At 73.8% G+C, this 7619-nt stretch carries 9 protein-coding genes; 5 read left to right on the top strand and 4 right to left on the bottom strand.

Features of this window, described 5'->3' with window-relative positions:
• A partial coding sequence (locus ABZV94_RS38815; protein WP_170814730.1) for an S-adenosylmethionine synthetase N-terminal domain-containing protein occupies nucleotides 1-94 on the bottom strand: 94 nt, incomplete at its 3' end.
• Between the two features lie 139 nt (nucleotides 95-233).
• Nucleotides 234-1124: an AfsR/SARP family transcriptional regulator gene (locus ABZV94_RS38810; protein WP_356349314.1), complete on the bottom strand. Its 891-nt coding sequence runs from the start codon at nucleotides 1122-1124 to the stop codon at nucleotides 234-236.
• A 254-nt stretch (nucleotides 1125-1378) separates the two neighbouring features.
• On the opposite strand from ABZV94_RS38810, the gene ABZV94_RS38805 reads away from it, so the two are divergent.
• From ABZV94_RS38805 to ABZV94_RS38785, 5 genes are all read left to right on the top strand, one after another.
• On the top strand, nucleotides 1379-1555 hold the full coding sequence (locus ABZV94_RS38805; RefSeq protein ID WP_356349311.1) for a hypothetical protein: 177 nt from the start codon (nucleotides 1379-1381) through the stop codon (nucleotides 1553-1555).
• Nucleotides 1552-3843, top strand: a complete 2292-nt coding sequence (locus ABZV94_RS38800) for a TOMM precursor leader peptide-binding protein (protein WP_356349309.1) — start codon at nucleotides 1552-1554, stop codon at nucleotides 3841-3843. The genes ABZV94_RS38805 and ABZV94_RS38800 overlap by 4 nt, the downstream gene beginning before the upstream one ends.
• Nucleotides 3844-3879: 36 nt before the next feature.
• On the top strand, nucleotides 3880-4500 hold the full coding sequence (locus tag ABZV94_RS38795) for a hypothetical protein (RefSeq protein ID WP_356349307.1): 621 nt from the start codon (nucleotides 3880-3882) through the stop codon (nucleotides 4498-4500).
• A 344-nt stretch (nucleotides 4501-4844) separates the two neighbouring features.
• Nucleotides 4845-5948 (top strand): histidine kinase, encoded by a 1104-nt coding sequence (locus ABZV94_RS38790; protein WP_356349304.1) that lies wholly within the window; start codon nucleotides 4845-4847, stop codon nucleotides 5946-5948.
• Between the two features lie 93 nt (nucleotides 5949-6041).
• Nucleotides 6042-6653, top strand: a complete 612-nt coding sequence (locus ABZV94_RS38785) for a response regulator transcription factor (protein ID WP_356349302.1) — start codon at nucleotides 6042-6044, stop codon at nucleotides 6651-6653.
• A gap of 30 nt (nucleotides 6654-6683) precedes the next feature.
• Here the strand turns inward: ABZV94_RS38785 and ABZV94_RS38780 are convergent, their stop codons facing one another.
• On the bottom strand, nucleotides 6684-6977 hold the full coding sequence (locus ABZV94_RS38780; RefSeq protein WP_356349300.1) for a DUF6059 family protein: 294 nt from the start codon (nucleotides 6975-6977) through the stop codon (nucleotides 6684-6686).
• A gap of 96 nt (nucleotides 6978-7073) precedes the next feature.
• Nucleotides 7074-7274, bottom strand: a complete 201-nt coding sequence (locus ABZV94_RS38775) for a helix-turn-helix transcriptional regulator (protein WP_356349297.1) — start codon at nucleotides 7272-7274, stop codon at nucleotides 7074-7076.
• Between the last annotated feature and the right edge of the window lie 345 nt (nucleotides 7275-7619).

The raw sequence follows: 7619 nt of genomic DNA, 5'->3' as shown, positions 1-7619 counted from the left end.
GGAGCGCGTCGAGAATGGTGTCGCTGATCTGGTCAGCGATCTTGTCGGGGTGACCCTCGGTCACGGACTCCGAGGTGAACAGGCGACGGGACACAGGTGACCCCTTCCGGACGATGCCGCGATCGGGAACAGGCGGTTCGTGCGCATCCTGGGTCCCCGCGCTCGTGGAGCGCTCGTGCGCGCCTCGTACCCGCGGGCCGGAACCACGCGAGAGCGGCGCAGCACCGTCCGGGTCAGTGGGCGGCCAGCGGCCCGGGCGGCACCAGCAGCCCGCCCGGGCGCCGCTTCAGGCCGTTCTGCTCGGCCGGCTCGGGCCGGCGCCCCGCGGGCGCCGGCCGTCCGGCGCGGGTGGCCGGGTGCTGCTCCGCGCCGTCGCCGGACAGGATCGCCTGGTGCAGCCGTCGCAGCCGGGAGGAGGGTTCCAGCCCCAGCTCCTCCACCATGATCTCCCGCAGCCGCCGGTACGCCTCCAGCGCGCGCCAGCGGTGGCCGGTGCGGTGGAGCGCGGTCATGAGGTGGGCCCAGAGGTTCTCGTTGAGCGGGTAGGCCGCGGTGAGGGCCGTCAGCTCGCCGAGCAGGTCGCCGTGCTTGCCGCGTTCCAGGTCGGTCTCGATCCGGGCGTCCAGGAGAGAGAGCCGTACCTCGTTCAGCCTGACCACCTCACGGCGCAGTACCGGGCCGGTGCGCACGTCCGTCAGCGGGGCCCCGCGCCACATGTCGAGGGCGCGGGCGAGGGTCCGGGAGGCGGTTTCGGTGTCGCCCCGGTCGGCGGCGGCGCGCCCCTCCTCCGCGAGCCGTTCGAAGGCGTGCACGTCGACCTGGTCCAGGGGTACGTCGAGCGAGTATCCGCCGTAGCGGGTGGCCAGCACGCTCTTGCCGGCGCCCGGCTCACCGAGGGCCGCGTCCAGGCCTTTGCGGATCTGGAGCACGTAGGTCTGGACCGTGGTGGCGGCGCTCGGCGGCGGGGCGTCCTTCCACAGTTCCGTCATCAGGGTGGGGACGGTCACCATGCGTCCGGCCCCGAGCGCCAGCAGGGCGAGGATCTGGCGCGGCTTGGCCGCGCTGGGCACGAAGGCGCGTCCGCCGGCCTGGGCCTGTAGCGGTCCGAGCAGTTTGATGTCCATCTGCATGAACTCCCTCTCCCGTCTGCGGCGCCGTCCATCACCCAACCCGGGAAGGCTTCCACTCGGCCGTCGGCGCGCCCAGTGCGCTCGTCACACCGCGGCCCGTGAAAAACGCATGGTGTGGGTGTGACGGATGCACTGTCGTGCCCCTGCCACGCGAGGTGACAATCGCCGCGCCGCACCCCAGAGGCGGCCCTCCGCGTCACACCCGCCCGACGCGGTCCCCGCGCCATCCGCTCCCCACCGGAGGAACCGTGGACGCCCTGCACCCCACATCGCACCCTCTCCCCGTCGCCCGGCCCGCCGCCGAGCACGCGTCCGCACCGGCCGGTGCGGACGAACTGTCCGTCGTGAGCCTGCGGCGGCCGTCCACGGAGACGACCGCCCTGTTCACGATCTGCCTGCGTGACGAGCACCCGGCCGGAGCGTGACCACCGGGGAGCCGGCCGCCGCCGACCCGCTCGTCGGCTTCGGACGCCACCTGCGGGTCGATGTGCTGCCCGGCGGGGACGTGTTCCTGTCGTCCTCCCGTGACACCCTCGCGGTGCGCGGCGGCGGAGCCGAGACGCTGGCTCCACTGCTGGACGGCACCCGGACCGCGCGGGACGTGGTCGCGGCGGCCGGTGCCACGCTCGGTCCGGCCCGCGCCCGGCGTGCACTGGAACGGCTGGACCGGGCCGGGCTGCTCAGTGCGGCCCTGCCCGGCGCGCCCCGGCCGGACGGGGCGGAGCACGCCTACTGGGACCTGGCGGCAGTCCCCGGCACCGCCGCGGGCCACGTACCGCCCTCCGCCGCGCCGGTGGCGGTGACGGTGTGCGGCGGCGCCGATGCCGAGGAGATCCGGCGGCGCTGCCGGGCGGCCGGCCTCACCGTCGCCGGCACCGAGTCGGAGGCCGTGCTCGCGCTGGTCTTCTGCGCCGACCCCCTCGACCCCCGGCTGGCGGACGTACAGGCCCGGCAGCGCTCGGCCGGACGGCCGTGGCTCCTGGTCTGCGTCGACGGCCCGGACCTGTGGATCGGGCCGTTCCTCGGGGTCGACGGCGGCCCCTGCCTGTCCTGCCTCACCCACCGGCTCCGGGCCCACCGGCGCGGCGAGCAGCCGCTGCGCGACGCGCTCGGCCTCACCGGGCCGGTACCGGTACCGCGCGCCTCGCTGCCGGCCGGCCGGGAGACGGGGGTACAACTCGCCCTGCTGGAGGCGCACAAGTGGCTGGCCGGACACCGCCATCCGGGACAGCGGGCCGTGTACGAGCTGGACACGCTCACCCTCCGGTCCCGCCACCACCCCGTCCGGCGGCGGCCCCAGTGCCCCGACTGCGGGGACCCCGGCCTCGTCGCGGCGCAGAACCGGCGGCCGGTACGGATCGCGTCCCGGCCGAAGACCACCACCGCGGGCACCGGGCACCGGTCGGCTTCCGCGGAGCGGATGCTGGCGGCCTGCGCCGACCTCGTCGGCCCGGTCACCGGCATCGTCCCCGAACTGCGGCGCGACCCCCGGGCACCGGACTTCCTGCACTGCTACCTCGCCGGGCAGAACCTGGCCATGCCCGCGGCCGGCCTGGAGGCGCTCACCTCGAACCTGCGCACGCTCAGCGGCGGCAAGGGCGTCACCGCCGCCCAGGCGAAGATGAGCGCGCTGGGCGAGGCCGTGGAACGCCACTGCGGCACCCGGCAGGGCGACGAGGCGGTCGTCCTCGACAGCCTCGCGGGCCTCGGCGACCAGGCGATCCACCCGAACGACTGCCAGCTCTTCCACCCCCGGCAGTTCCGCGACCGCGATCGCTGGAACGCCCGGCACTCCCCCTTCCACCATGTGCCGGCGCCGTTCGACGCACACGCCGAGACGGCCTGGACGCCCGTGTGGTCCCTGGTGGACGGCCGTCACCGGCTGCTGCCCACCGGGCTGCTCTACTACTCCGCCGGCACCGGGCAGGGCGGTGCCAACCGCCTCCGGGCCGATTCCAACGGCTGCGCCGCGGGCAGCTCACTGGAGGACGCCGTGGTGCAGGGCTTCCTGGAACTGGTGGAACGCGACGCCGTCGCCGTCTGGTGGTACAACCGCCTCCGCCGGCCAGCCGTCGACCTGGATGCCTTCGACGACCCCTGGACCGCCCGGCTGCGCACCGGCCTCGCGGCCCTGGGGCGGGAGGTGTGGGCCCTCGACCTCACCTCGGACCTCGGTGTCCCCTGCGTGGCGGCCCTGTCCCGGCGTACGGACCGGACACCCGAGGACATCGTGTTCGGCTTCGGGGCGCACCACGACCCACGGGTGGCGGTCCTCAGGGCGCTCAGCGAGATGGGGCAACTGCTGCCCGCGGTGCTCGGCGCCCGCCCGGACGGGACGGGATACGCGGTCGACGATCCGGCGGCCGTGGCCTGGTGGACCCGTGCGACGACGGCGAACCAGCCCTACCTCCTGCCGGATCCCGGGCAGTCGCCCAGGTCGCCGTCCGCCTACGGCCACGTGCCGCGGCAGGACCTGGCCCATGACATCGACGCCATGGTCACCCTGATGCGCGGCGCCGGGCACGATCTGCTGGTCCTCGACCAGACCCGGCCGGACGTCGGCCTTCCGGTGGTCCGGGTGCTGGCCCCGGGACTGCGCCACTTCTGGGCCCGATTCGCACCCGGCCGCCTCTTCGACGTGCCGGTCCGTACGGGCCTCCGGGAGCGTCCCACCGCGTACGGGGACCTCAACCCGATCCCGATGTTCGTCTGACCGCGCGCGGTCCCGTCGACCCCCTGAGTGGCAGCCGTGAATCCGAACCCCGCCTCCTCCGGCGACTGGCCCGAACTGTGGTCCCTGTGCGAAGACGTCCACCTCTCGGTGCCGCCCGCGGGACAGATGGTGGAACTGCACGGTCGCGGGGTCGTCGTGCGGCTGGCGGATCCGACCGGTTCCATCGGCATGGCGCTGTACCGGCTGTGCCTGGGGCCGGTCCGGCTCCACAACATGCTGGCGGGCCTCAGCGACGCACAACGCCACGAGGTGCGGCGGCTGTTCGTCGCCGTCGAGGGCCTGCTCGTGCGCTCCCTGGCCACGCCGACCGGCCGCGCCCTGCTCTCCGTCGTCCCGCTGTCGCCGCGCGCCCCGTTCCGGCCCGAGCCGCTGCCCGCCCACCGGACCGTGGTGCTGTCCCGCTCCGCCGCGCTGCGCCGCCAGGGACCGGCGCACGTCCTGCACTCTCCGCTGACCGCGCACCAGGTGGTGCTGCACCTTCCCGACGCGCTGCGGGTCGTCGAACTGCTCAGGACTCCGCAGCGGGTCGCGGACGTCACGGGTGCCGCGGGGGCGCCGCCGTCCGCGGCGGCGGTGCTGGCCTTTCTCGCCGCGAGCGGCATGGTGGCCACCGGCGGACCGGACCGGGAGAAATAAGGCGGGTCAGAGGAATTCTCGCCACTTGGGCGGGATTCACCGAATTCTTACCCGAGGCGAGTTCCGCGTCCGCGGCCCCTCCGGCGAGCCTCCACAACGTCCTTTGCGCGAGGCCCAGTTGTCCAGCCATCGGGACAACCGATTTCAGCCTTAACAGTGGTGGTACTTTGTAACGGGACGGGGGAGGGAGAGCGGACGTGTCGCATCACCCAGTGGATATATCGCTTTCTGGGTCTGCCGGCAGTGAAAGCCCGCCTTTTGCGCACCTCCCTCGCCATCACGACATTCCGGCCCCCCGGCTGGCACGCTCCATTCTGCTGGTCGTCCTGGCGTGCTTCGCCGTCGTGATCTTCCTCGACGTGCTGAGCGAACACCCGTCGCCGCACGCGGCGCTGTGGTGCGGTGTCGCCCTGCCGGTGACGGCCGTCCTCCAGGTGTGGCACTCCTCCCCGACGGCGGCCGACCGGCCCGCGGTCCACCGCGCGGCCTCCCTCGCCCTCCAGGCGATCGTCACCTACCTCCCGTTACTCGCCGTCAAGCGCGAATGGGGCGGCATGGCGGGATTCCTCGCCGGCTCCGTCCTGCTGCTCGTTCCCCGCGTCCTGTCCTGGGTGCTGTACACCGGTGTCGTCCTGAGCATCGTGGTGTCAGGTGCGGCACTGGGGGCCGACATGCTCGACATCGTGTACCTGAGCATCTCCACCGCGGTGATCGGCCTGATCGTCTACGGCCTGTCACGCCTGTCCGGACTGGTGGCCGAACTGATCGCCGCCCGCGAGGACCTGGCGCAGCTGGCCGTCGTACGGGAGCGGATGCGCTTCGCCAGCGACATGCACGACCTCCTGGGCTTCAAGCTCTCGACCATCACGCTCAAGGCCGAACTCGCCAACCGGCTCGTCGACAGCCGGCCCGACGACGCCCACACCGAGATCTCGGAGATCCTCGACATCTGCCGGCAAGCGCTCGCCGACGTCCGACAGGTGGCCCACGGCCACCGCCGGCTGTCCCTGGCCGTGGAGGCCCAGCAGGTGCGGACCGCCCTGAGCGCGGCACGGATCCGCACCGACATCGACTTCCGCCACGGCCCGCTGTCCGCGGAGGCCGACACGGTGCTGGCCATCGTGGTACGCGAAGCGGCCACCAACGTACTGCGACACAGCAAGGCGACCCGGTGCCGGATCACGACGGAGGTCATCGGCAACGTGAAGGGCCGCGTCCGGCTCTCCGTCCGCAACGACGGCGCGGTGGCCCGCCTGCCGCAGTCGCGCGGCATCGGGGGTACGGGCCTCGCCAGCCTCACCGACCGGCTCTCCGCCCTGCACGGCACCCTGACCGCATGCGTCACCGGCGGCAACGAATTCGAGCTGGTGGTCGAGGTGCCGTCCCGCGCCACCCAGCGCGCCGTCCGCCCGTGGACCCCGGCGTCCCAGGGCTCCACCGTGGCCTGAACGACCGCCCCGACTCCCCCGCGGTCCGCCCCCACAGCATCCAACCCGACATTCCAACTTCCCGTGCGGGAAGCCGTTGAGAGGGACGGTGCAATGGAACTCCGCATCCTGCTGGCCGAGGACGTACAGATGGTCCGCGGCGCCCTGGTCGCACTGATCGAACTGGAGCACGACATGACCGTCGTGGCGGACGTGTCGAGCGGTTCGGAGATCCTTCCGACGGCCCTGCGCTGCAGACCGGACGTGGCCGTCATCGACATCGACCTGCCGGGTCTCGACGGACTGTCGGCGGCGGCACAGCTGCACGAGCGGCTGCCGTCCTGCCGGACCCTCATACTGACCAGCCTGGACCGCCCCGGCACCCTGCGGCGCGCCCTGGCCACCAATGTCGGCGGCTATCTGCTCAAGGACGCGCCGCCGGCCGAACTCGCCTCCGCGGTCAGACGCGTGGCGGCCGGGCAGCGCGTCATCGACTCCGAACTGGCGCTCGCCGCCTGGCACGCCCACGATGTACCGCTCACCCCGCGGGAAGTGGAGGTGCTGCGGCACGCGGCGTCGGGCGCGGCCCCGGCCGAGATCGCCGTCACGCTGAACCTGTCCACCGGCACCGTGCGCAACTACCTGACGTCCATCGTCATGAAACTGGGCGCCCGCAATCGCGTGGACGCGATACGGCTCGCGACGGAGGCCGGCTGGATCTACTGACCAGCGCCGCCGGCCGTGCGGCACGGGATGCTAGACGCCGCCTCGCCCCGGGTCCTCCTGCGTACGCCGACCACGCAGGGACGGATCGGGACGCAGCTGCCGGGCGAGTTCCCGCTCCAGGGAACTGAGCGGGACGTCCGCCCGGACGCGTTCGGGGTGGTCCGCGAACACCGTCCCGTCGCCCTCCGGGGCGCGGCCCCGCCAATCGCCCAGCACGCTGACGTCGACCGGACCGAACAGCACGCCGATGGCGGCCAGCCCGCGGCCGAAGGGCGACCGCAGGAACCGCCACAGCCGGTCGTGCCAGGGTTCGTCTCGCGCCACGGGGTCACCTCCGAGCCATGCCGCGCCCACGCGCGGTCCGGCGGGGAGGATCCGCCGCCCGGCTGGAGCCGGCCTGGAGGGGCGCTCGGGGCCCGGCTAGCCGTAGCCGGCCGCCACGAGCACGGCGACCTGTACCCGTGTGGCGCAGTTCGACTTGGCCAGGATGCGCTGGACGTGTGTGTCGACCGTGCGCTCGGCGATGCTCATGCGCTCGGCGATCTGCCGGTTGGTCATGCCCGAGGCGACCAGCCAGGCGACCTCTCGCTCACGCCGGGTCAGGCCGTCGAGGCTGGCCACGGGCCGGTCGTGCTCCCGCTCGCGCCGTCCCACGGCCACCCTGGACCCGACCGGCCGCGCCGGCCCGGGACGCCCGCCAGGCCCGTCACCACGCACGGGGCCGAGCCCCACCGCCGGACCGGCATCCGAACCGCCTCCGCGACCGGCCGACCCGGCTCCGCCACCGGGGAGGCTCGCCGCCCGGCCGGGAGCGGCACCGGATCCACGGCCGGGAGCGGGACCGGCTGCCCGGACGACCGACCCGGCCCCTCCCGCGGGTTCGGCGCCCGTCGCCCGGCCCGCCAGACCGGCTCCACGACCGGCATCCGAACGTCCCACGCGACCGGCCGACCCGGCTCCGCCACC

Source organism: Streptomyces sp. NPDC004658 (genome assembly GCF_040609555.1).
In the GTDB taxonomy this organism is placed as follows: domain Bacteria; phylum Actinomycetota; class Actinomycetes; order Streptomycetales; family Streptomycetaceae; genus Streptomyces.
The sequence above is the reverse complement of the archived record's forward strand: the minus strand, read 5'-3'. Positions and strand labels throughout refer to the sequence as shown.

Coding starts and splice junctions, on each gene's coding strand:
- ABZV94_RS38810 (WP_356349314.1), bottom strand. CDS start 1,124: ATGGACATCAAACTGCTCGGACCGCTACAGGCCCAGGCCGGCGGACGC.
- ABZV94_RS38785 (WP_356349302.1), top strand. CDS start 6,042: ATGGAACTCCGCATCCTGCTGGCCGAGGACGTACAGATGGTCCGCGGC.